This window comes from Streptomyces sp. NPDC026672 (assembly GCF_040638185.1).
GTDB lineage: Bacteria > Actinomycetota > Actinomycetes > Streptomycetales > Streptomycetaceae > Streptomyces.
Window position 1 is genome coordinate 204,731 of record NZ_JBEZXS010000008.1, and the last position, 22,491, is coordinate 227,221.

19 protein-coding genes are annotated in these 22,491 nt (G+C 72.0%); 13 read left to right on the plus strand and 6 right to left on the minus strand.

Translation table 11 applies throughout. The features are described 5' to 3' along the window. The first annotated feature begins 47 nt into the window (after window positions 1-47). The 4 genes from AB0F77_RS12230 to AB0F77_RS12245 all read left to right on the plus strand — a co-directional run bounded on the left by AB0F77_RS12230 (window position 48) and on the right by AB0F77_RS12245 (window position 5,153). On the plus strand, window positions 48-746 hold the full coding sequence (locus tag AB0F77_RS12230) for an iron-sulfur cluster assembly protein (protein WP_361945632.1): 699 nt from the start codon (window positions 48-50) through the stop codon (window positions 744-746). 147 nt (window positions 747-893) lie between these two features. Then, complete coding sequence (gene groL / locus AB0F77_RS12235; RefSeq protein ID WP_361945635.1) at window positions 894-2,546, plus strand: chaperonin GroEL; 1,653 nt, start codon at window positions 894-896, stop codon at window positions 2,544-2,546. 122 nt (window positions 2,547-2,668) lie between these two features. Continuing rightward, window positions 2,669-4,009, plus strand: a complete 1,341-nt coding sequence (locus AB0F77_RS12240; protein WP_361945638.1) for an Nramp family divalent metal transporter — start codon at window positions 2,669-2,671, stop codon at window positions 4,007-4,009. A gap of 445 nt (window positions 4,010-4,454) precedes the next feature. Next, window positions 4,455-5,153, plus strand: coding sequence for a GntR family transcriptional regulator (locus tag AB0F77_RS12245; protein ID WP_361945641.1), 699 nt, complete (start codon window positions 4,455-4,457; stop codon window positions 5,151-5,153). 133 nt (window positions 5,154-5,286) lie between these two features. Here the strand turns inward: AB0F77_RS12245 and AB0F77_RS12250 are convergent, their stop codons facing one another. Beyond that, entirely contained in the window at window positions 5,287-6,690 is a 1,404-nt protein-coding gene (locus tag AB0F77_RS12250; RefSeq protein WP_361945644.1) for an OFA family MFS transporter, read from the minus strand. Between the two features lie 356 nt (window positions 6,691-7,046). On the opposite strand from AB0F77_RS12250, the gene AB0F77_RS12255 reads away from it, so the two are divergent. The 5 genes from AB0F77_RS12255 (at window position 7,047) to AB0F77_RS12275 (ending at window position 13,112) form a co-directional block, all read left to right on the plus strand. Beyond that, window positions 7,047-7,793, plus strand: a complete 747-nt coding sequence (locus AB0F77_RS12255; RefSeq protein ID WP_361945647.1) for an acyl-CoA dehydrogenase family protein — start codon at window positions 7,047-7,049, stop codon at window positions 7,791-7,793. 217 nt (window positions 7,794-8,010) lie between these two features. Then, window positions 8,011-8,496: a formate dehydrogenase subunit gamma gene (locus AB0F77_RS12260; protein ID WP_361945650.1), complete on the plus strand. Its 486-nt coding sequence runs from the start codon at window positions 8,011-8,013 to the stop codon at window positions 8,494-8,496. Beyond that, window positions 8,493-10,061, plus strand: a complete 1,569-nt coding sequence (locus AB0F77_RS12265) for an NADH-quinone oxidoreductase subunit NuoF (protein ID WP_361945653.1) — start codon at window positions 8,493-8,495, stop codon at window positions 10,059-10,061. Before AB0F77_RS12260 ends, AB0F77_RS12265 begins: the two co-directional genes overlap by 4 nt. Beyond that, complete coding sequence (gene fdhF, locus AB0F77_RS12270; protein ID WP_361945656.1) at window positions 10,058-12,874, plus strand: formate dehydrogenase subunit alpha; 2,817 nt, start codon at window positions 10,058-10,060, stop codon at window positions 12,872-12,874. The genes AB0F77_RS12265 and fdhF overlap by 4 nt, the downstream gene beginning before the upstream one ends. 1 nt (window position 12,875) lies before the next feature. Further along, window positions 12,876-13,112, plus strand: coding sequence for a formate dehydrogenase subunit delta (locus AB0F77_RS12275; protein WP_361945659.1), 237 nt, complete (start codon window positions 12,876-12,878; stop codon window positions 13,110-13,112). A 76-nt stretch (window positions 13,113-13,188) separates the two neighbouring features. On the opposite strand, the gene AB0F77_RS12280 is transcribed toward AB0F77_RS12275, so the two are convergent. Next, entirely contained in the window at window positions 13,189-13,812 is a 624-nt protein-coding gene (locus tag AB0F77_RS12280; RefSeq protein WP_361945662.1) for a carbonic anhydrase, read from the minus strand. Between the two features lie 169 nt (window positions 13,813-13,981). On the opposite strand from AB0F77_RS12280, the gene AB0F77_RS12285 reads away from it, so the two are divergent. From AB0F77_RS12285 to AB0F77_RS12295, 3 genes are read left to right on the plus strand one after another with little or no spacing between them, the layout of a single operon-like run. Beyond that, window positions 13,982-15,076 (plus strand): Re/Si-specific NAD(P)(+) transhydrogenase subunit alpha, encoded by a 1,095-nt coding sequence (locus AB0F77_RS12285; protein WP_361945665.1) that lies wholly within the window; start codon window positions 13,982-13,984, stop codon window positions 15,074-15,076. After that, on the plus strand, window positions 15,076-15,390 hold the full coding sequence (locus AB0F77_RS12290) for an NAD(P) transhydrogenase subunit alpha (RefSeq protein WP_361945668.1): 315 nt from the start codon (window positions 15,076-15,078) through the stop codon (window positions 15,388-15,390). Before AB0F77_RS12285 ends, AB0F77_RS12290 begins: the two co-directional genes overlap by 1 nt. Then, window positions 15,383-16,771 carry an NAD(P)(+) transhydrogenase (Re/Si-specific) subunit beta gene (locus AB0F77_RS12295; RefSeq protein WP_361945671.1) on the plus strand — a complete coding sequence of 463 codons (1,389 nt, stop codon included), beginning with the start codon at window positions 15,383-15,385 and terminating at the stop codon, window positions 16,769-16,771. Before AB0F77_RS12290 ends, AB0F77_RS12295 begins: the two co-directional genes overlap by 8 nt. On the opposite strand, the gene AB0F77_RS12300 is transcribed toward AB0F77_RS12295, so the two are convergent. The 4 genes from AB0F77_RS12300 to AB0F77_RS12315 all read right to left on the minus strand — a co-directional run bounded on the left by AB0F77_RS12300 (window position 16,758) and on the right by AB0F77_RS12315 (window position 21,692). Beyond that, window positions 16,758-17,303: an ATP-binding protein gene (locus AB0F77_RS12300; RefSeq protein ID WP_361945856.1), complete on the minus strand. Its 546-nt coding sequence runs from the start codon at window positions 17,301-17,303 to the stop codon at window positions 16,758-16,760. The genes AB0F77_RS12295 and AB0F77_RS12300 overlap by 14 nt on opposite strands. A 150-nt stretch (window positions 17,304-17,453) precedes the next feature. After that, a complete protein-coding gene (frc, locus tag AB0F77_RS12305) occupies window positions 17,454-18,710 on the minus strand; it encodes a formyl-CoA transferase (protein ID WP_361945674.1) in 1,257 nt (418 codons plus the stop codon). Between the two features lie 48 nt (window positions 18,711-18,758). Beyond that, window positions 18,759-20,492: an oxalyl-CoA decarboxylase gene (gene oxc, locus AB0F77_RS12310; RefSeq protein ID WP_361945677.1), complete on the minus strand. Its 1,734-nt coding sequence runs from the start codon at window positions 20,490-20,492 to the stop codon at window positions 18,759-18,761. Window positions 20,493-20,705: 213 nt separating this feature from the next. Next, the gene (locus tag AB0F77_RS12315; RefSeq protein WP_361945680.1) at window positions 20,706-21,692 is read right to left on the minus strand and encodes a LysR family transcriptional regulator; all 987 of its coding nucleotides are present in this window, start codon (window positions 21,690-21,692) and stop codon (window positions 20,706-20,708) included. A gap of 233 nt (window positions 21,693-21,925) precedes the next feature. On the opposite strand from AB0F77_RS12315, the gene AB0F77_RS12320 reads away from it, so the two are divergent. Continuing rightward, window positions 21,926-22,456: a PAS domain S-box protein gene (locus tag AB0F77_RS12320; RefSeq protein WP_361945683.1), complete on the plus strand. Its 531-nt coding sequence runs from the start codon at window positions 21,926-21,928 to the stop codon at window positions 22,454-22,456. Window positions 22,457-22,491 lie beyond the last annotated feature (35 nt).

Consider the following 22,491-nt stretch of genomic DNA (forward strand, 5'->3'; position numbering starts at 1 on the left):
GGTGACGGCTTCGTCCGCTTCGCCGAGACACCCGGTGGGGTGGGCGCATGACCGCCGTCACCGACGCGGTCGACCGGATCACCGCCGTCAACTCAGCGCTGGCGGCGGTGCTCGACCCGGAACTCGACCGCCCCATCACCGACCTCGGCTTCGTCCGGGCCGTGAGCGTCGGTGCCGACGGCGCGGTCGAGGCGAGACTGCGGCTGCCCACCTCCTTCTGCGCGCCCGGCTTCGCCTGGCTGATGGTCGAGGACGCCCGGCAGGCGCTGGCCGGGCTGTCCTGGGCCAGCCGGTGCACGGTGGTCCTGGAGGACCACTTCGCCTCCGCCGAGATCAACCGGGGGGTGGGCCGCGGCACCTCGTTCGCCGAGGCGTTCCCGGGGCTCGCCACGGCCGGCCGGCCGGAGGAGCTGCGGGCCGCCTCCCTGCGCCGGGGCCATCTCGCCGCCCAGGCCGAGCTCGGCCGTCGGCTGCTCGAACGGGGCTGGACGACACGGCAGTTGGCCGAGGCCCGGCTCGGCGACCTCCCGGAACGCCTCACGGTCGCGCTCCGCCGGCGGCGCACCCTGCTGGGGCTGCCCGCCGACCCCGGCACCGCCCTGTTCACCGACGACCGGGGACGTGCCGTACCGGCCGCGGGACTCGAACGGCATCTGCTGCGCGGCGGTACGGCCGCCGCCGGCCTCACCCCTGACACCGGGCCTTGCGCGGGCCCGGCCGGCGCCACCGCACGCCTCCCCGTGTGACGGCGGCGCCCCCTTGCAGGTGGCGGCGGCCGATCCGTGGACCCGCAAGCGGGTCGGCGCACCACGGAGACCGCACACCGGGCCGCCGCCACCGCTCCACCCGCGCGTACCCCCCGTACACCGCCGTACCGAAGGGACGACACCGCCATGGCGAAGGAACTGCGCTTCAACGCCGAAGCGCGCGCACTGCTGGAGAGCGGGGTGAACGCGCTGGCCGACGCGGTGCGTGTCACCCTCGGCCCGAAGGGCCGCAACGCGGTCCTGGAGAAGCTCACCGGTCCGCCCACCATCACCAACGACGGCGTCACCATCGCGCGTGAGATCCAGCTCAAGGACCCCTTCGCCAACATGGGCGCCCAGCTCGTCAAGGAGGTCGCCACCCGCACCAACGGCGACGTCGGCGACGGCACCACCACCGCGACCGTGCTCGCGCAGGCGATCGTGCGGGAGGGGCTGAAGGCGGTCAACTCCGGTGCCAATCCGGTACTGGTGAAGAACGGCATCGAGGCGGCGGTCGCGGCGGCCGTCGGTTCGCTGGCCGCGCAGGCCCGGCCGGTGCGCTCGGACGACGAACTCGTGCGCGTGGCGGCCCTGTCGGCGGGCAACGACCCCGCGATCGGCGGGGCCATCGCCGAGGCCGTGGCCCGGGTGGGCCGCACCGGTGTCGTCACCGTGGAGGAGGCGTCCACGCTGGGGCTCTCCGTGGAGTACGCGGAGGGCCTGGAGTTCGACAACGGCTGGATCTCGCCGTACATGATCACCGACGAGGGGCGGATGGAGGCCGTCCTGGAGAACCCGTTCCTGCTGTACTGCGACACGAAGATCACCCGGGTGCAGGAGCTGATGCCGGTCCTGGAGCTGGTGATGCGCACCGGCTCGCCGCTGGTCGTCGTCGCCGAGAACGTCGACGGGCCCGCGCTCGGCATGCTGGTGACCAACGCCGCGCACGGCACGTTCCGTTCGCTGGCCGTGCGGGCGCCCGGCTTCGGCTTCCGGCGGATCGCCGAGCTGGAGGACATGGCCGCGCTCACCGGCGGGCGCGTCATCACCATGACCGCGGGACGCACCCTGGAGGGCGTCACGCTCGACGACCTCGGCCGGGCGGAGAAGGTCATCGCCACCGAGCGCTCGACCACGGTGCTCGGCGGGGCGGGCGGCGACGAGCGGGTGGCCGAGCGCATCGAGAACCTCAAGACGGAGCTGGAGCGCGCCACCAACGAGCACGACCGGGACAAGCTCGGCGAACGCATCGCGAAGCTCTCCGGCGGGGTCGCCGTCATCCGGGTCGGCGCCGCGAGCGGGGTGGAGCTGAAGGAGAAGCAGATGCGGCTGGAGGACTCGCTCGCGGCCACCCGGGCGGCCGCGGAGGAGGGGGTCGTCGCGGGGGGCGGTGCGGCGTTGCTGCACGCCCGTGCGGGGCTGGCCGAGCTCGCGCTGACCGACCGTGACGCGGTGACCGGGCAGGCGATCGTGGAGCGGGCGCTCGCCGAGCCATTGCGGTGGATCGCCATCAACGCGGGGCTCGATCCCGACGAGGCGGAGGCGGAGGTCGCTGCGCTGCCCAACGGGAGTGGGCTGGACGCGATGGCCGGTGACTACGTCGATCTGTACGAGCGGGGGATCGTCGATCCGGTGAAGGTCACGCGGTGCGCGCTGCTGAGTGCGGCGTCGATCGCTGCGCTGCTGCTGACGACCGAGACGCTGGTGGTGGAGGAGGTCGTCCTGAATCCCGGGGCCATCGTCTCTCCGGAGATCGGGGATCTGGCGGAGGGGCTGGCCCGTCCGTCCAACATCCCGTAGTGGGTGGTTCGTTGCCTCTGCCATGTGCGGTTGATGGTCGACCGCGGGTTCGTCGTGGTTGATCGCGCAGTTCCCCGCGCCCCTTCGGGGCGCTGTCCGGACCGGAGAGCAAGGAGAACCCCGTGGCGATCGAACCCACTTCCGCCCAGTCGCCGGAGCTTGATCCCCCTCGTTCGTCGAAGGCTTGCGGGCGGACTCCCGGGGAGCGGCGGCCCCGGTTGCGGGCCGGGTTGTCGTACACGCTACTCGGGCCCGCGTTCGTGGCCGCCGTCGCCTATGTCGATCCGGGGAACTTCGCCACCAATGTGCAGGCGGGGGCCGCCTTCGGGCCGTTGTTGCTGTGGGTGCTGCTCGCCGCGAACGTGGTGGCGATGCTGTTGCAGTACCTCTCCGCGAAGCTGGGTGTGGCCACCGGGATGAGCCTGCCGCGGGTGTGCCGGGAGCGGTACCGGCGGCCGGTGGTGTGGGGGCTGTGGGCGCAGGCGGAGGCGGTCGTGGTGATGACCGACCTCGCCGAGGTGGTCGGCGGTGCCATCGCGCTCCACCTGCTGGCCGGGATACCGCTGTGGCTCGGCGGGGTGCTCGTCGGCGCCGTCTCGCTGCTGCTCATGCCCATGCGCGGGCGGGGCCGGCGCCGCTTCGAGGTGCTGATGGCGGCGGGGCTGACCTGTCTGCTGGCCCTGTTCATGGGGCAGGTCCTGGGCGCCGGGGCGCCGCTCGGCGGGGCGGCCGACGGTCTGCTGCCCCGGCTGTCCGGCGCCGACAGCCTGGTCCTCGCGGGCGGCATCGTCGGCGCGACCGTCATGCCGCACGTCATCTATCTGCACTCGGCCCTCACCAGCGACCGTTTCAGCCTGGACCTCTCCCCCGGCGCCGACGGCCCGCCCGGGGACCCCGACCGGCCGCTGCGCCACCGGCTGCTGCGTCACGTGCGCGTCGACGTGCTGATCGCGATGGGGCTCGCGGGCGCCGTGAACGTGGCGCTGCTGGTGTCCGCGGCCACCCTGTTCCACCCGGGCACGCCGGGCGCCGCCGACTCGCTGGCCGCCGCGCACGACGCCTACGGGAAGCTCGTGGGCCCGCTCGCGGCGCTGGCCTTCGCCCTCGCCCTGCTGGTCTCCGGTCTGGCCGGAACCAGTGTCGGCATGTACGCGGGCGAGGTCGTCATGGGCGGCTTCCTGGGCCGGCGCATTCCGGTTCTGCTGCGCCGGCTGCTCACCATGATCCCGGCGATCGTGGTCCTGGCCGCCGGCGCGGGACCCACGGAGAGCCTGGTCGTCAGCCAGATCATCCTGTCCTTCGGCATCCCCTTCGCCCTCGTCCCGCTGGTCCTGGTCACCCGGGACCGGGCGGTGATGGGCCGCTGGGTCAACCGGCGGGCGACGACGTACACCGCGTGGGGCATCAGCGTGGTCGTGGTGGCGCTCAACGTGGCGCTGCTGGTCAGCGTGTTCTCCGGCTGACCGTTCTCCGGGCGGCCCGGCGGCGGGACGACCGCGCCGGGCGTCCGGTGTCGGACGAGGGGACCGGCCGGCCCAGGGGGCGCACCCGCCGGCCGGTCCCGCATCCGTGCCACGTGCGACGACGCCGCCGGCGCGCGGTGGCCGCCGCGCGTCGGGTCGGGCGTCGTCGTCCGTGGACACGGTCATGGGGTGCCGCGGAGGTCGGGACCGCATCGCTGCCGTGTCCGTGACCGCCGGGCGTCATCAAATGTCGACAGCATTCTGTCTACAGTATTCCGCTTCACGCTGACAAGGGGCGTGCAGGACAGGTCGATCACGGGAGGTGACATCGGGGGCTCATCCGGCCGTCGGCGGACGTTCAGCCGGTTCGCGAACACATGGGCGGTAGACTGTAGACGAAAACCAATGTCTGTCGCCGGTGAGTCAACAACCGAGGAGTGAAGCCATGGCGTCTGCGCTGCCGACCGGCTCCGTGTCCAGGCTGGAGCGCCCCGGCCCGCTGCGTGAACGCGTCTACGAGGCCCTGCTGGACCTGATCGTCACCAGGTCGCTCAAGCCGGGCCAGCATCTGGTGGAGACCGAACTCGCCGGTCATCTGGGGGTCTCGCGCCAGCCGGTGCGCGAGGCGCTGCAACGGCTCAACACCGAGGGCTGGGTGGACCTGCGGCCCGCCCAGGGCGCGTTCGTGCACGATCCCACGGAGGCGGAGGCCGACCAGCTCCTCGTCGTACGCGGCCTGCTGGAGGCGGAGGCGGCGCGGCTCGCGGCGGCCAACGCGACCGAGCGCACGACGGCGCGGCTGCGCGAGCTGTGCGAGGCGGGCGAACGGGCGCTGGAGTCGGACGACATCGACGCCGTGGTGGCGGCCAACGCCACCTTCCACGCGTATGTGATGGAGCTGGCCGCCAACTCGGTGCTCGCGGAGCTGTCCGCCCAGGTGGACCGCCGGGTGCGCTGGTTCTACACGCCGGTCGCCCGCACCCGTGGCTCGCTCTCCTGGGACGAACACCGGGCGATGATCGACGCGATCGCGTCGCACGACGAACAGCGCGCGCAGCGGCTGATGCGGGCCCACACCGAGCACACCCGGACCAGCTACCGCGAACGCGCCGCGAGCAACGGACGGTCCGGCTCGGGGCGTTGACCCCGGCGGGCCGGCCCCGGCCGCCCTCACCGCACAGGGCCTTCCCCCGCACGCAGGGCCGCCCGCCCCGGGCCACGCGCCGCGACCGTGCGGCGGGGGCCCGGGGCGGGCGGGTGCTCAACTCACCCGGGGGTCAGACCTTTTCACCGGTGACCTTGGTGACACCGGTGACCTGGAGCTCGGCCGGCCGGACTTCGCGGGCCTCGGTGCGGCCGGGCTGGCGCAGCAGCATGGCGAGCGCCGCCGAGACGAGTCCGAAGCAGCCCGCGAGGGCGTACGCCCCGGAGTAGCCCCAGGCCGCGACGACGGTGGCGCCGAGGCCGCTGCCGGCGAGGCCGCCGACCAGCTTGGAGCTGTAGACGAGGCCGTAGTTCTGGGCGTTGTTGTTCTCCCCGAAGTAGTCGGGGACCAGCGAGGCGAACAGCGGGTAGAACGAGCCGCCGCCGAAGCCCGAGACGAACGCGAAGATCATGAACAGGGCCTCGTTGTGCAGGTCACCTGCCCACAGCACGCCGAACTGGGAGAGCCCCTCGACGGCCACGACGAGGACGAGGGCCTGCTTGCGGCCGAGGACGTCGGAGACCCAGCCCATGACACCGCGTCCGGTGCCGTTGACGACGGCCATGACGCCCATGGAGGAGGCGACCACCAGCGGACCGAACCCGGCCTCCTTGGCGAAGGGCACCTGGAAGGAGATGCCGAAGATGGACACGCCCGAGGTCAGCGTCAGGCAGAACCACATCAGCGGCAGCATGCCGGTGCGGACCGCCTCCATGGGCCCGTACTGCCGTACCGCCGGCGGGTTCTTGGTGAGCGCCGCGTCGCGCTTGGTGTCCCGCTTGGTGGCGAGCGGGTCGATGTCCGCGGGCCACCAGTTCTTCGGCGGGTCCTTGAAGAACCAGCCGACGACGGCGACGAACACCAGCACGTAGGTGCCGACCAGGTCGAGGACCGTACGGAAGTTGTGCGCGTCGAACGCGTAGGTGAAGACGAAGATCATCGGTACGGACCCGTAGGCGAACCCGCTGTTGACGAAGCCCGTCTTGCCGCCCCGGCGCTCGGGGTACCACTTGCCGACGATGTTGATGCAGGTCGCGTAGACCATGCCCGCGCCGGAGCCGCCGAGGACGCCGAAGCCCAGGACGGCCAGGGTGATGTCCGGCGCGTGGCTGAGCGCGAAGAAGCCGGCGCCGGCCAGGGCGGCTCCGATCAGCATGGCCTGGCGGGCCGTCAGCAGTCCCCGTTCCCGCAGCCGGCCGACCGGGAAGGCCACGGCCGCCTGGAAGACGGTCCACACACCGAGCAGCCAGAAGGTGTTGGTGCTGGACCAGCCGTGCACCGAGGAGAGGGTCTCCTCGGCCGAACCGTAGGCGTACTCGGCGACGCTGATCGCCATCATCGCCACCCACGGCAACACCACCATCAGCAGGCGTGGCCCGCCGAGGATGTCCCGCGGACTCTCGCCGATCCGGTACACACGGCCGTTGGCATCCGTGACCTCACGGTGGGCCGTGCGTATGGGTGATGCATTGGTCATGTCGTTTCGTTCCCCTTGCTCGAGAGACTCGCCAGCGCCCCCTGGCCGGTACTCCGTGGGCAAAGCGGGGAGGCCGGGTCCCGGTGCCCGACGAACGGGCACCCGGTCCTGACCTGTGGTGGAACCGAACTGCATGCAGCGAGCAGGGACCTTAGTCGCCGTGTGGCGGGAGGGATCCCCGTGAACGGGTGTGGTTTTCCCCAAGAACGATCAAAGACGCGGTATGGCGTTCACGCGTACGGACGGCGAACGGGCGCCCCGGCCCCCTCCCGCAAGGGTTTTGCCTCCGGGGGCATGGATGTGCGAGCGATCGCGGTATACAGTATGCAATCCTCCGAGACTCAAGGAGCCGCCCGATGTCGTACCGCTCCGCCCTCTCCTCCGTCCTGATCGGCACCATCACCCCTTCCGCCCCGCACTCCGGCACCCGGGGGAGGTTCCCGCGCGCGTCGGTGGCCGCCCTCGGAGAGGTGGGGCTGCTGGGGCTCACCGTCTCCGCCGACGTCGGCGGCGGCGGCCTGGGACTGACCGAGGCCGCCGACGTCGTCGCCCAGGTGTCGCGCGCCTGCCCGGCCACCGGGGCCGTGCTGCGCTCGCACTACGCGGCCGTCGCCTTCATCGAGGCGCACGGCAGCCCGTGGGTGCGCCGCAAGGTCGCCGTCGGCCACCACCTCAGCACCCTCGCCCTGGCCGACGCGGCCGGCGAGGAGACCGGCCCCGACGCCGCCGCGCCGCCCCCGCGGGCGACGGCGCACCGCACCGGCGACGTGGTCGCGCTGCACGCGCGCAAGCACGACGTCGTCGCGGCCGGCGAGGCCGACAGCTACATCTGGTCCTCGGACCCGGCGGGCGGCGCGGGCCGGGCGCTCTGGCTGGTGCCCGCGGACGCGCCCGGCCTGTACGTGCCGGCCCGCCCGAGCGGCGCCGGCCCCCGGGGCAGCGGGACGTCCACGGTCTGCGCGGACCCGGTGCTGATCCCGGCGGGCGCGCTGCTCGTCGAGGACGACGGCGGGCTCGACGGGGTGCTCAGCACGGTGCGCGCGTGGCTGGACGCGGTGCCCGCGCCGCGGCCCGAACCGGCAGCCTCCACCGCCCTCATCTGACCGGCGCGCGGCGCGGCGGCCAGGACGTCCCGCGAGGCAGTTGGCGTCTTCCGGACGGTGGACGTATCGATCGGGAACTGCATACAGTATTCCACGAACGAGAAACCCGTATACAGCCACATGCACAGAGCGCGTACAGACAGGCACACGGAACCCGACTCGGTTCGCACTCAGGGGCGTTATGCACCGCACGAGCAGGCGGCGAGGGGGAGGAATCATGACGACGACGAGCGTCAGTGACGTGACCACGGAGGCCGCCGTCAGTGCGATCGTGGCGGCCCATCGCGGCCGGCGTGGTCCACTGCTGGAGATCCTGCACGCCATCCAGGCCGAACTGGGCCACGTACCGAAGGAGGCCGTCCCGCTCCTCGCCCGGGAACTGAACCTGTCCCGGGCCGACGTGCACGGCGTGGTCTCCTTCTACCACGACTTCCGCGAGGCGCCCGCGGGCCGCACCACGGTCCGCATCTGCCGGGCCGAGGCCTGCCAGGCACTCGGCGCGAACGCCCTGGTGGCATGCGCCCAGGAGCGCACGGGCACGGCCCTCGGCGAGACCCGGGCCGACGGCTCGGTCACCGTCGAGCAGGTCTTCTGCCTCGGCAACTGCGCCCTCGGCCCGTCCGTCGAGGTCGACGGCCAGGTGCTCGGACGGGTGAGCCCGGACCGGCTGCGCTCCATCCTCGACGAGGCGGTGACGTCATGACCCGGGAGGCCGACACCCCGGTACGGGTGTACGTGCCCCGCGACTCGGCGGCGCGGTCCGTCGGCGCGGACGCGGTCGCCGAGGCGATCCGCAAGGCGGCGGCCGACGAGGGCCGCGCGGTCGAGGTGGTGCGCAACGGTTCGCGCGGCATGCTCTCGGCCGAGCCGCTGGTCGAGGTGGTCACGCCCGAGGGGCGCGTCGGCTACGGCCCGGTGACCCCCGAGGACGTGCCGGCGCTCGCCGCCGCCGGCCTGTGGGACGGCGGCGAGCACACACTGCGCCTCGGGATCGTCGACGAACTGCCGTGGCTGGCCCGCCAGAACCGGGTCACCTTCGCCCGCGTCGGCGTCACCGACCCGCTCTCCCCCGAGGACTACGAGCGCCACGGCGGCCTGGCCGGGCTGCGCAAGGCGCTCGAACTGCCGCCCGCCGACGTGGTCGCCGCGGTGACCGAGTCGGGGCTGCGCGGCCGGGGCGGGGCCGGGTTCCCGGCCGGCATCAAGTGGAAGACCGTGCTGGAGTGCGCGGGCGAGCTGAAGTTCGTCTGCTGCAACGCCGACGAGGGCGACAGCGGCACCTTCGCGGACCGCATGGTCATGGAGGGCGACCCGTTCATGCTCATCGAGGGCATGACGATCGCCGCCCACGCGGTCGGCGCGAGCGAGGGATACGTCTACATCCGCTCGGAGTACCCGGACGCGGTGGCCACGATGCGCGCGGCCATCTCGATCGCCCGGGAACGCGGCTGGCTCGGCGAGAACGTCCTCGGCTCGGACCTCTCCTTCGACCTGTACGTCAGGGTCGGCGCCGGCGCGTACATCTGCGGCGAGGAGACCTCCATGCTGGAGAGCCTGGAGGGCAAGCGGGGCACGGTCCGCGCCAAGCCGCCGATCCCCGCGATCGAGGGCCTGTTCGGCAAGCCGACCGTCGTCAACAACGTCCTCACCCTCGCCACGGTCCCGGTGATCCTCGCCGAGGGGGCGAAGGCGTACCAGGAACTCGGCGTGGAGCGCTCGCGCGGCACCCAGGTCTTCCAGCTGGGCGGCAACGTGGCGCGCGGCGGCATCGTGGAGACCGCGTTCGGCATCACCCTGCGCGAACTGGTCGAGGACTACGGCGGCGGCACCCTGTCCGGGCGCCCGGTGCGCACGGTCCAGGTGGGCGGCCCGCTGGGCGCCTACCTGCCGACGTCGATGTTCGACCTGCCCATGGAGTACGAGGCGTTCGCGGCCGCCGGTGCCATGCTGGGACACGGCGGGGTCGTGGTCTTCGACGACTCCGTCGACATGGCCGCGCAGGCACGGTTCGCGATGGAGTTCTGCGCCGCCGAGTCCTGCGGCAAGTGCACGCCGTGCCGCGTCGGTTCGGTGCGCGGCGTCGAGGTGATCGACCGCATCGTGGCCGGCGAGCGGCGCGACGAGAACCTCGCGCTCCTGGAGGACCTCTGCGAGCTGATGACCGACGGATCGCTGTGCGCCATGGGCGGGTTGACGCCGATGCCCGTGCGCAGCGCCGTCACACACTTCTCCGACGACTTCCTCGCGAGGGAGGAGGGCACGGCATGACCCTGCTCAAGGAACCCGACTACGGAACCCCGGAGCGCCCGGGTGCGGCCACCGTCTCGGTCGAGGTGGACGGACTGCCCGTCACGGTGCCGGAGGGCACCTCGGTGATGCGGGCGGCGGCACTCGCCGGCATCGACGTCCCGAAGCTGTGCGCCACGGACAGCGTGGAGCCGTTCGGCTCCTGCCGACTGTGCGTGGTGGAGATCGACGGCCGCCGCGGCACCCCGGCGTCCTGCACCACCCCGTGCGCCGACGGCATGGTCGTCCGCACCCAGACGCCCAAGGTGGAGAAGCTGCGCCAGGGCGTCATGGAGCTGTACATCTCCGACCATCCGCTGGACTGCCTGACCTGTTCGGCGAACGGGGACTGCGAACTCCAGGACATGGCGGGCACGGTGGGGCTGCGCCAGGTGCGCTACGGCTACGAGGGCGAGAACCACCTCGACGCGAAGCCCGACCTGAGCAACCCGTACTTCGACTTCAACCCGTCCAAGTGCATCGTGTGTTCGCGGTGCGTGCGGGCCTGCGGCGAGGTGCAGGGCACGTTCGCGCTGACCATCGAGGGCCGCGGCTTCGACTCCAAGGTCTCCGCCGGGGCCGGCGAGTCGTTCATGGACTCCGAGTGCGTGTCCTGCGGGGCGTGCGTGCAGGCGTGCCCGACGGCGACGCTCCAGGAGAAGTCGGTCGTCCAGCTGGGCATGCCGTCCCGCTCGGTGATCACCACCTGCGCGTACTGCGGTGTCGGCTGCTCCTTCAAGGCCGAGCTGCGCGGCGACGAGCTGGTGCGGATGGTGCCGTACAAGGACGGCGGCGCCAACGAGGGCCACTCCTGCGTCAAGGGCCGCTTCGCGTTCGGCTACGCGACCCACCCCGACCGCAAGCTCAAGCCGATGGTCCGGGACCGGATCACCGACCCGTGGCGCGAGGTCGAGTGGGACGAGGCGATCCGGACGGTCGCGACCCGGATGCGCGCCATCCAGGAGACGTACGGCCCCAGTTCGATCGGCGCCATCAGCTCCTCCCGGTGCACCAACGAAGAGGTGTACGTCGTCCAGAAGATGGTGCGCGCGGCCTTCGGCAACAACAACGTCGACACCTGCGCCCGCGTCTGCCACTCCCCCACCGGCTACGGGCTGAAGCAGACCTTCGGCGAGTCGGCGGGCACCCAGGACTTCCGCTCGGTGGCCGAGGCCGACGTCATCGTGGTGATCGGCGCCAACCCCACCGACGGGCACCCGGTGTTCGGCTCCCAGATGAAGCGCCGGCTGCGCGAGGGCGCCCAGTTGATCGTGGTCGACCCGCGCCGCATCGACCTGGTGCGCTCCCCGCACGTGGAGGCCGCGCACCACCTCCAGCTCAAGCCGTCCACCAACGTGGCCGTCATCAACTCGATGGCGCACGTCGTCGTCACCGAGGGCCTGGTGGACCGGGACTTCGTGACGGCCCGGTGCGAGGGCTTCGACGGGTGGGCGGAGTTCGTGGCCCGGCCGGAGAACAGCCCGGAGGCGACCGAGCCGATCACCGGGGTGCCGGCCGAGGAACTGCGGGCGGCGGCACGGCTGTACGCGGCGGCGCCCAACGCGGCCATCTACTACGGCCTCGGCGTCACCGAGCACAGCCAGGGCTCCACGATGGTCATGGGGATGGCCAACCTCGCCATGGCGTGCGGCAACATCGGCCGCGAGGGCGTCGGGGTCAACCCGCTGCGCGGCCAGAACAACGTGCAGGGCTCCTGCGACATGGGTTCCTTCCCGCACGAGTTCACGGGCTACCGGCACGTCTCCGACGACGCGGTGCGCACCGTGTTCGAGGAGCTGTGGGGCCGGGAGCTGCTGCCGGAGCCGGGGCTGCGCATCCCCAACATGTTCGACGCCGCGATCGACGGGTCGTTCCGCGGTCTGTTCGTGCACGGCGAGGACATCGCGCAGTCGGACCCGAACCTCCAGCACGTCAGCGCGGCGCTCGCCGCGATGGACCTGGTCGTGGTGCAGGACCTGTTCCTGAACGAGACGGCGAAGTTCGCGCACGTCTTCCTGCCGGGCGCGTCGTTCCTGGAGAAGGACGGCACGTTCACCAACGCCGAGCGGCGGGTCAACCGGGTGCGCGCGGTGATGAAGCCGAAGACGGGCAAGCACGAGTGGCAGATCGTCTGCGAGATCGCCACCGCCATGGGTTACCCGATGGCGTACGACCACCCGAGCCAGATCATGGACGAGATCGCCCGGGTCACGCCGACGTTCAAGGGCATCTCCTTCGAGGTCCTGGACAAGCTCGGCAGCGTGCAGTGGCCGTGCAACGACGAGGCGCCCGAGGGCACCCCGACGATGCACGTGGACGCGTTCACGCGCGGCAGGGGCCAGTTCATGGTCACCGCCTACGTGCCGACGGACGAGCGCACCACCTCGCGCTTCCCGCTGGTGCTGACCACGGGCCGCATCCTCAGCCAGTACAACGTGGGCGCCCAGACACGGCGTACGGAGAACGTGGCCTGGCACCCCGAGGACGTGCTCGAACTGCACCCGCTGGACGCCGAGAACCGCGGCATCACCGACGGCGCCATGGTGACGCTGGCGAGCCGGGTGGGCAGTACGACACTGCGGGCAAAGGTGTCCGACCGGATGCCGCCGGGCGTCGTCTACACCACGTTCCACCACCCGGTGACCGGCGCCAACGTGGTGACCACCGAGAACTCCGACTGGGCGACCAACTGCCCGGAGTACAAGGTGACCGCCGTCCAGGTGGGCCTCGCGCATCCGCTCGCGCGGCACGACGCCGAGTCCGCCGGTGCGGACCGGCTCGCGGCGGTGGACTGAGATGGCCGCGGGAGTGCCGTCCGAGCAGCGGATGGCGAACCAGATCGCCGCGAACTTCCGGCACGTGCCGGCCGGGCGGGCCGCCGAGTCGCTGGCGAACCACATCGACCGGTTCTGGGACCCGCGGATGCGGGCCCGGCTGTTCGAGCTGGTGGACACCGGGGCGGACGGTCTGGACCCGGTGGTGGTCGAGGGCGCCCGGCTGCTGCGCGCCGCCCGGGAGGAACCGGCGCGCTGACCGGCCCACGCGGTACCGGGCCCCGGCTCCCCTCGTCGCGGGGGGAGCCGGGGCCCGGTCGTGTGCGGGTGGGGGGTCAGGCGGCCTCGGCGTCGTCCAGGCCGCGGGTGGTGACCAGGCGCACCTGTCCGTCGTCGAGGTGGTAGGAGAGGCCGACGACGGCCGTGCCGCTGCCCGCGAGGGCGGGCGAGCGGTCCAGGAGGAGGTCCACGGTGTGCCGTACGTGCTCGTCCACGATGTCGGGCTCCTCGCTGAGCCCGGCGGCGCGCGCGGCGAGCACGCTGGACGTCACGCGCTCGACGACGTCCCGTACGTAGCCGCCCGGTGTCAGACCGTCCTCCAGGGTGCTGCGCGCGGCGCGGATGGCGCCGCAGGAGTCGTGGCCAAGGACCACGACGAGGGGGCAGCCGAGCTGGCCCACGCCGTACTCGATGCTGCCGAGCACCTCGGCGCCGAGGACGTGGCCCGCGGTGCGCACCACGAAGAGGTCGCCGAGGCCGCGGTCGAAGACGATCTCGGCGGCCAGGCGTGAGTCGGAGCAGCCGAAGAGCACGGCGAAGGGGTGCTGGGCGGGCGCCAGGGAGGCGCGGTGCGCGGCGCCCTGGTTGGGGTGCTGCGGCATTCCGTCGACGAAGCGCTGGTTGCCCGACAGGAGGATGTCGAGGGCCTGCGCGGCTGTGGGCGTGCGAGTGAGGGCCATGCCCCAGGGTAGGCCCCTACTCCATACAGTATGCAATACATCTGCAGGCATTGCATACAGTATTCGATCCCCACTATCCTCGTCCGATCCAGACGTTCCGTGTGCGCTCTCCCCCGGCCCCCGGCACTGCGGAGAACGGGACGCACCACCCTCAGCCAGGAAGAAACACATGACCGTGATCGGAGTGCCGCGGGAGACGGCGAGCGGCGAACGCCGTGTCGCGCTCGTCCCCAAAGTCGTCGAACGCCTGCGCGCAGCGGGCCTGTCCGTGGTGGTGGAATCGGGTGCCGGGTCCGGCGCCCTGATCCCCGACGAGCAGTACGAAGAGTCCGGAGCCACCCTCGGCGACCCCTGGTCGGCCGACGTGGTGGTGAAGGTCAACCCCCCGACGTCCGCCGAGATCGGCCGGCTCGCCGCGGGCTCCGCCCTGATCGGCTTCCTGGCACCGCTGACCCGGCCGGAGATCACCGGGCAGCTGGAGCGGGCCCGGGTCACCGGCTTCGCGATGGAGGCCGTGCCGCGGATCTCCCGCGCCCAGTCCATGGACGCGCTCTCCTCCCAGGCGAACGTGGCCGGCTACAAGGCGGTGCTGGCGGCCGCGGAGCACTCCACCCGCTTCTTCCCGATGCTCACCACCGCGGCGGGCACGGTGAAGCCGGCGACCGTGCTGGTGCTCGGCGTGGGCGTGGCCGGCCTCCAGGCCCTGGCCACCGCGAAGCGCCTGGGCGCCCGTACGACGGGCTTCGACGTGCGCCCCGAGGTCGCCGAGCAGGTGCGCTCCCTCGGCGCCCGGTGGCTCGACCTGGGCATCGAGGCCGCCGGTGAGGGCGGCTACGCGCGAGCGCTCACGGAGGACGAACAGGCCGAGCAGCAGCGGCGGCTGGCCGACGCGATCGCCGGTTTCGACGTGGTGATCACCACCGCGCTGGTGCCGGGCCGCCCGGCGCCCCGGCTGGTCACGGCCGACGCGGTACGGCGCATGCGGCCGGGCGGTGTCGTGGTGGACCTCGCCGGGGAGACCGGGGGCAACTGCGAGCTGACGGTGCCCGGCGAGACCGTCGTCCGGCACGACGTCACCGTCTCGGCGCCGGCCAACCTCCCGGCGACCATGCCCGAGCACGCCAGCGAGCTGTACGCGCGCAATGTGTTCGCCCTGCTCGACCTCATGACGAAGGACGGCGCGTTCGCGCCGGACCCCACCGACGAGATCGTCGCGGCCTGCCGGATCACCGGCGAGGGCGCGGAACTGACGGAGGTGGGCTGATGTTCCTGGCCAACCTGGCGATCCTGGTGCTCGCGGGCTTCGTCGGCTTCGCGGTCATCTCCAAGGTGCCCAACACGCTCCACACCCCGCTGATGTCCGGCACCAACGCCATCCACGGCATCGTGCTGCTCGGCGGGCTGATCCTGGTCGGGCAGTCCGCGTCCGGCTTCCTCGACAAGCTGCTGCTGGTCGTCGCCATCGCCTTCGGCACGATCAACGTCGTCGGCGGCTTCCTGGTGACCGACCGCATGCTCGGCATGTTCAAGAAGAACCCGGCGAAGACCGGGACCGAAGGGGGTGCCGGCCGTGAGTGACGTCGTCACCGTCCTCTACATCGTCGCGTTCGCGCTGTTCATCCACGGCCTGTCGGGCCTGACCGGCCCCCGCACGGCCCTGCGCGGCAACCTCACCGCGGCGGCCGGCATGGTCGTCGCCGTCGTCGCCACCCTGCTCACCCCCGGGACGGGCAACTGGTGGCTGATCGCGCTGGGCCTGGTGCTCGGCACGGTGGTCGGGGTGCCGGCCGCGCAGAAGGTCAGGATGACCGCCATGCCGCAGATGGTGGCCCTGTTCAACGGCGTCGGCGGCGGCGCGGTGGCGCTGATCTCCTGGGTGGAGTTCCGCGACAGCCACGCCTACGCGTCGGAGCCGGCGTACGTCGCGGTCACCTCGCTGTTCGCGGCGATCGTGGGATCGGTGTCGTTCTGGGGCTCGCTCATCGCCTTCGGCAAGCTCCAGGAGGTGCTGCCGGGGCGGCCCGTGACCCTCGGCCGGGGCCAGCAGGCCCTCAACCTCGCGCTGCTGCTCGCGGCGCTGGGCTGCGCCGTCGCCATCGGCCTCGGGGCCTCCTCCGAGGCGCTGATCGTGGGCCTGCTGCTGGCGGCGGCGGTGCTGGGCGTGATGGTCGTGCTGCCGATCGGCGGCGCGGACATGCCGGTCGTGGTCTCCCTGCTGAACGCGTTCACCGGGCTGTCCGCGGCGGCCACCGGGCTGGCGCTGGACAACACCGCGCTGATCGTGGCCGGCATGATCGTCGGCGCCTCCGGCAGCATCCTGACCAACCTGATGGCCAAGGCCATGAACCGCTCGATCCCGGCGATCGTCGCCGGCGGCTTCGGCGGCACGGGCGGGTCCGGGGCGGCGGGCGGCGGCGCCGTCGACCAGACGGTGCGCACGACCAGCGCGGCCGACGCCGCGATCCAGATGGCGTACGCCGGGCAGGTCATCATCGTCCCCGGCTACGGCATGGCGGTCGCGCAGGCCCAGCACGTCGTGCGGGAGATGGCCGGGCTGCTGGAGGCGCGGGGCGTGGAGGTCAAGCACGCCATCCACCCCGTCGCGGGCCGGATGCCGGGCCACATGAACGTGCTGCTGGCCGAGGCGGACGTGCCCTACGAGCAGATGAAGGAGATGGACGACATCAACGGCGAGTTCGGGCGCACGGACGTGGCCCTGGTGATCGGCGCCAACGACGTGACCAACCCGGCCGCCCGCACCGACTCCTCGTCGCCGATCTACGGCATGCCGATCCTCGACGTCGACCACGCGAGGTCGGTGATCGTGCTCAAGCGGTCGATGAGCCCCGGCTTCGCCGGCATCGACAACGAGCTGTACTACACGCCGCGGACGGCGATGCTCTTCGGCGACGCCAAGGCGTCGGTGGCCGAGATCACCGAGGAGCTCAAGGCGCTGTGACGGCGGGGCCCGGCCCCCAGCCGAGCGAACGGCCGGACACACCCGTGTCCGGCCGTTTCCGCGTCGCGGGGCCCACGGGGCCCGGAGCCTCCACCGCGGGCGGCCAGGGGCCGTCCTGGGCGCCGAGCCGCAGGTCCACGAGGACGCTCCAGCCCGCGCTGTCCCGCCGTACGTCCATCCGGGCCGCGAGGGCGCCCACGATGCCGAGGCCGCGGCCGTGCTCGTCGGGGTCGCCGTCGGGGCGGGGCGGGCGGGGGCCCGGGTCGATGCCGTGGTCGCGGACGCCGATGTGCAGGAAGTCCGGGCCCAGGGTGAGGCGCAGCGCCATGTGGGGGCGGCCGTGCTCGGCCGCGTTGGCCGCCAGCTCGCCGACGACGAGGGCGGCCGTGTCCCGGTCGTCCTCGGGCAGGCGCCACTGGCGCAGCAGCGCCTCGGCGAAGTGTCGTGCGCTGCCCACGGAGGCGCGTCGCGCGGGCAGGAGGAGGAGCGCGTGTCTGGCCTGACGCCGGTCGTCGTCCATGATGCCGTCCACCAATCGAATACTGTATCCAGTATCCCGCGCTCCTGGCCTCACCGGAACCCTTCGGACGGCGTCTCTCGGGTGCGGTGCGGACACGGCGGAAGCCGGCCCGAGCCGTGGGGCCCGAGCCGGCTTCCTGTGTGCGGCTCCCGCAGGGTTCGGTCAGATGATGACCTGCTTGTCGCGGAGCTGGGAGATCGCGTCCGCGTCGTAGCCGAGGCCCTTCAGGACCTCGTCGGTGTGCTCACCGAGCAGCGGGGCGCCCTGGATGTCCGGCTTGAAGCGGGAGAACTTGATCGGGCTGCCGACGGTCAGGTAGGTGCCGCGGCCCTTCTGCTCGACCTCGACGACGGTCCCGCTCTTGCGCAGCGCCTCGTCGTTGGCGATCTCCTTCATGCTGAGCACCGGGGCGCACGGCACCTCCCACTTGCGCAGGATGTCGACCGCCTCGTACTTCGTCTTGTCGGCCAGCCACTTCTCGATCTCGCCGAAGATCTCGAAGATGTGGTTCTGGCGGGCCTTGGCGGTGCTGTACTCCGGGTCCTCGGCCCACTCGGGGTGGCCGATGGCCTCCGCGGTCCGCTTCCAGTTCTGCTCCTGGACCGTGAAGTAGATGTACGCGTTCGGGTCGGTCTCCCAGCCCTTGCACTTGAGCACCCAGCCCGGCTGGCCGCCGCCGCCGGCGTTGCCGCCCCGGGGCACGGCCTCGCCGAACTCGCCGTTCGGGTACTGCGGGTACTCCTCCAGGTAGCCGACCTTGTCCAGGCGCTGCTGGTCGCGGAGCTTGACGCGGGACAGGTTGAGCACGGCGTCCTGCATGGACACCGCCACCTTCTGGCCCTTGCCGGTCCTGTCCCGGTCGATCAGCGCCGCCAGCAGCCCGATCGCCAGGTGCATGCCGGTGTTGCTGTCGCCGAGGGCGGCGCCGCTGACGGTGGGCGGGCCGTCCCAGAAGCCGGTCGTGGAGGCGGCGCCGCCCGCGCACTGGGCGACGTTCTCGTAGACCTTGAGGTCGTTCCAGGGCGAGTCCTCGTTGAAGCCCTTGACCGAGCCGAAGATCAGCCGCGGGTTCCACTCCTGGAGGGTCTCCCAGCCCAGGCCCATGCGGTCCATGGCGCCGGGCGCGAAGTTCTCCACGAGGACGTCGGCCTCGCGGATCAGCTTCTCCATGACCTCCCGGCCCTCGGCGGACTTGGTGTTGATGGCCAGGGAGCGCTTGTTGCTGTTGAGCATGGTGAAGTACAGGGCGTCGAGGTCGGGTATGTCGCGCAGCTGGTTGCGCGTCACGTCGCCGCCGGAGGTGCGCTCGACCTTGAGGACGTCGGCTCCGAGCCAGGCGAGCAGCTGCGTACAGGCCGGTCCGGCCTGTACGCCGGTGAAGTCGATGACCTTGATCCCGGAGAGCGGCAGTTCAGTCATGTCTGTTCCTTCTCGTGAAGCATCTCGATGCGGTGGGGCGGGACGTGGTCAGTGCTTGGCCGTGATGCCCTTGGGGTTGAGGTGCGCGATGTTGCCGCTCTCGGTGCCGTCCGAGGGGTCGATCACGCAGTCGATGAGGGCGGGCCGGCCCGCCGCCAGGGCCTCACGGAGGGCCGTGGCGACCTCTTCGGGCGTCGTGGCCTGGTAGCCCTTGCCGCCGAACGCCTCGATCATCAGGTCGTGCCGGGCCTTCAGGGCGGTGGGCGCGGGGTCGGAGTTGGACGACGGGTCGTCGCCCCGGTAGACGCCGCTGTTGTTGAGGACGACGGTGACGATCGGCAGGCCGTAGCGGCAGACGGCCTCGATCTCCATGCCGCTGAACCCGAAGGCGCTGTCGCCCTCGATGGCGACGACCGGTTCGCCGGTCTCCACGGCGGCGGCGATGGCGTAGCCCATGCCGATGCCCATGACGCCCCAGGTGCCGCTGTCCAGGCGGTGGCGCGGTACGGACATGCCGATCGTGTTGCGGGCCAGGTCCAGGGCGTTGGCGCCCTCGTTGACGACGTAGGCGCGCGGGTTGTCCTTGAGGACGTCGCGGATGGCCTGGAGCGCGCCCAGGAACTTCATCGGGTGCGCGGTCTCGGCGGCCTTCAGCCGGCCGGCCATCTTGGTGACGTTCTGCGCGGAGCGGGAGGCGAGTTCCTCGCGCCACTGCGCCGGGGCCGCGATCCGGCCGGGCTTGCTGCGCTCGACGAGCGCCTCCATCACGGAGCCGACGTCGCCGACGAGCGGGGCGGCGATGGGCTGGTTGCTGTCCATCTCGTTGGCCGCGATGTCGACCTGGACGAACTTGGCGTCCGGGCTCCACTGGGGCGCGTCGCCGTGGCCGAGCAGCCAGTTGAGCCGGGCGCCGACCAGCATGACGACGTCCGCCTTGCGCAGCGCGAGCGAGCGTGCGGTGGCGGCCGACTGCGGGTGGTCGTCGGGCAGCAGGCCCTTCGCCATCGACATGGGCACGTACGGGATGCCGGTGGTCTCGACGAACTCGCGGATCGATTCGTCCGCGCGCGCGTAGGCGGCGCCCTTGCCGAGCACCACCAGCGGCCGTTCGGCGCTCGCGAGCAGCTCGATCGCGCGGTCGACGGCCTCCGGCTGGGGGAGCTGGCGCGGCGCGGGGTCGACCAGCTCCCACAGCGAGGCGGCGCCCTTGTCGGCGTCCATGATCTCGCCGAGCACGGCGGCCGGGATGTCGAGGTAGACGCCGCCGGGGCGGCCGGAGATCGCGGTGCGCAGGGCGCGGGCGATACCGCGGCCGATGTCCTCGGCCCGCTGCACCCGGTAGGCCGCCTTCACGAAGGGTTTGGCGGCGGCGAGCTGGTCCATCTCCTCGTAGTCGCCCCGCTGGAGGTCGACGAGGTGGCGCTCGCTGGAGCCGGAGATCTGCACCATCGGGAAGCAGTTGGTGGTGGCGTTGGCGAGCGCCACGAGTCCGTTGAGGAAGCCGGGCGCGGAGACCGTCAGGCAGATGCCGGGCTTCTGGGTGAGGAAGCCGGCCGCCGCCGCCGCGTGGCCGGCGTCGCTCTCGTGCCGGAACCCGATGTAACGGATGCCGGACGCCTGGGCGAGGCGGGCCAGGTCGGTGATCGGGATGCCCACGACGCCGTAGATGGTCTCGACCCCGTTGAGCTTCAGCGCGTCGACGACCAGATGGATCCCGTCGGTCAGGGCGGCCGGTTCCTCGGCGCCCTCCACCCCCGTGTCCTGTGTGACAGTGTCCGTCATGGTCCGGATCCTCCCTAGAGGGTCGCCGAGTTCGTCTTCCGTGTTCACCATCGGCGCGTGGGGGCCGATGCGTCCAAGATCTTTTGCCAACCAGCTGATTTACGGCGTTTATCGATCGGAGCGCGGTGCGCCCCGGGCCCTCGCGGGCTCCCGTCGGCGGCCGTGTCCGTCGTCAGGACCGCCTCCCCGGGGCCCGGGCCCCGGCCGCGGGCATCAGCCCGCCCCGCTGACGGTCACGGGCTGCCTGCCGTACGGCTCCCCGGCCGGGGCGGGTACGGCGTCGAGGTCGGGACGCGCGGACAGGAACGCCTCGTCCAGCGAGAGTCCGGCGACCACGTTGAGGAAGGCACGGGCGGCGACCGAGCCGGGGGTGGCGGCCTGGATGGCCACCGAGATCTGCGCCTTGGCGTCGGGCTCCACCAGCCGTACGGCACGGGTCCCACCGGTCATCGGCATCGCGTTCAGCCAGGTGTGCGGGACGACGCTCGCCCAGGCGCCCGTGGCGACGTGCGCGCACAGGGAGGCGACGGAGTCGGTCTCGACCTGCGGGGTCGCCACGGCGCCGCTGCTCTCGAAGGCGTCGTCGATGAACTGGCGGAAGCGCATGTCCGGTGTCAGCAGCGCGAGCGGGAGCTGGGCGGCCTCGGCCCAGGTGATGGTGGGCCTCGCCGGCACCAGGTGCTCGCCGGACACCAGGAGCACGTACTTCTCCTCGTAGAGCGGCAGCAGTTCCAGGCCCTCCCGGTCGTCGGGGCCGAAGTGGGCGATGGCGGCGTCGAGTTCGAAGTCGCGCAGTTGCCGCACGAGTTCGGCCGAGGACAGCCGCGAGCAGACCTTGACGCGGGCGAGCGGGTGCATGGCGCAGAACGCGGCCACGGGCAGCCCCGTGGTCGTCGACACGGTGGGGCCGGTGCCGAGCCGCAGCGTGCCGGTGACACCGGACTGCATGACGGCCACCTCGGCCTTGAACGCGTCGTGCTCGGCCAGGATCCGCTTGGCCCAGACGACCAGGCGCTCTCCCTCGGGGGTGAGGCCCTCGAAGGTGTGCCCGCGGTTGATCAGGGTGACGTTGAGCTCCCGCTCCAGTTTGGCGATGGCGATGGAGAGCGCCGGCTGCGAGACGTAACACGCGTCCGCGGCCCGTGCGAAGTGCTTCTCCCTGGCCACCGCAACGAAGTACTCGAGTTGCCGGAACAACATCAGCGGCTCCTCCCGGTTGGTTCCGGATCGGGACACGGGTCCGCTGCGTTCGACGGCCGTTTCCCGTCCTGCCGCACGCCCGACCACCCGACGTGCGGAATTGTATGCAGTATTCCTTATTCAAAGGGCGGGCGCCATACTGTCGGCGACGCGGATCCGCAGAGGGTGCGCCCGCCGCGGGATTTCCGGCCTCCGGGCCACCGGGTGGCGCCCCGGAAGAAAGGGAGAACGCCGTGGGCGACGGCAGCGAAGCAGTGACGGACACAGCGGACGGCGGGGCCACGACGGGGCGGACGGACCCGGGCCCCGCAGCGATCGGCGAGCCCGAGGGCTGGATGGCGCGGGCCATCCTGCGCGAGACGCCGGAGGCGGTCGTGACGGCCGATCCGGAGGGGATCATCCTGACCTGGAACGCCGCGGCGGAGCGCATGTTCGGCTACTCCGCCGAGGAGGCCGTGGGGCGCAGCCTCGATCTGATCGTCCCGGAGAAGCAGCGGCCCCGGCACAACAAGGGGTACGAGCAGACGATGGCCACGGGGCGCACCAAGTACGGCGACAGCCTGCTCAAGGTGCCCGCCACCCACCGGGACGGCCACCGCCTCTCCCTGGAGTTCACGGTCGCGCTGGTCCGGGACGACGACGGGGAGATCGCGGGGATCTGCGCGGTCATGCGCGAGGTGTCCGAGCGCCGCGCCGAGGAGAAGGCGCTGCGGATGCGGCTGGCCGAGCTGGAACGGCTCCTGCCCGACGCGTCGAGGGCCTGACCGGAAACCGGAAGCCATGGTTCCGTGACATGTGT

Coding starts and splice junctions, on each gene's coding strand:
- AB0F77_RS12230 (WP_361945632.1), top strand. CDS start 48: ATGACCGCCGTCACCGACGCGGTCGACCGGATCACCGCCGTCAACTCA.
- groL (WP_361945635.1), top strand. CDS start 894: ATGGCGAAGGAACTGCGCTTCAACGCCGAAGCGCGCGCACTGCTGGAG.
- AB0F77_RS12245 (WP_361945641.1), top strand. CDS start 4,455: ATGGCGTCTGCGCTGCCGACCGGCTCCGTGTCCAGGCTGGAGCGCCCC.
- AB0F77_RS12250 (WP_361945644.1), bottom strand. CDS start 6,690: ATGACCAATGCATCACCCATACGCACGGCCCACCGTGAGGTCACGGAT.
- AB0F77_RS12255 (WP_361945647.1), top strand. CDS start 7,047: ATGTCGTACCGCTCCGCCCTCTCCTCCGTCCTGATCGGCACCATCACC.
- AB0F77_RS12260 (WP_361945650.1), top strand. CDS start 8,011: ATGACGACGACGAGCGTCAGTGACGTGACCACGGAGGCCGCCGTCAGT.
- AB0F77_RS12265 (WP_361945653.1), top strand. CDS start 8,493: ATGACCCGGGAGGCCGACACCCCGGTACGGGTGTACGTGCCCCGCGAC.
- fdhF (WP_361945656.1), top strand. CDS start 10,058: ATGACCCTGCTCAAGGAACCCGACTACGGAACCCCGGAGCGCCCGGGT.
- AB0F77_RS12275 (WP_361945659.1), top strand. CDS start 12,876: ATGGCCGCGGGAGTGCCGTCCGAGCAGCGGATGGCGAACCAGATCGCC.
- AB0F77_RS12280 (WP_361945662.1), bottom strand. CDS start 13,812: ATGGCCCTCACTCGCACGCCCACAGCCGCGCAGGCCCTCGACATCCTC.
- AB0F77_RS12285 (WP_361945665.1), top strand. CDS start 13,982: ATGACCGTGATCGGAGTGCCGCGGGAGACGGCGAGCGGCGAACGCCGT.
- AB0F77_RS12290 (WP_361945668.1), top strand. CDS start 15,076: ATGTTCCTGGCCAACCTGGCGATCCTGGTGCTCGCGGGCTTCGTCGGC.
- frc (WP_361945674.1), bottom strand. CDS start 18,710: ATGACTGAACTGCCGCTCTCCGGGATCAAGGTCATCGACTTCACCGGC.
- oxc (WP_361945677.1), bottom strand. CDS start 20,492: ATGACGGACACTGTCACACAGGACACGGGGGTGGAGGGCGCCGAGGAA.
- AB0F77_RS12315 (WP_361945680.1), bottom strand. CDS start 21,692: ATGTTGTTCCGGCAACTCGAGTACTTCGTTGCGGTGGCCAGGGAGAAG.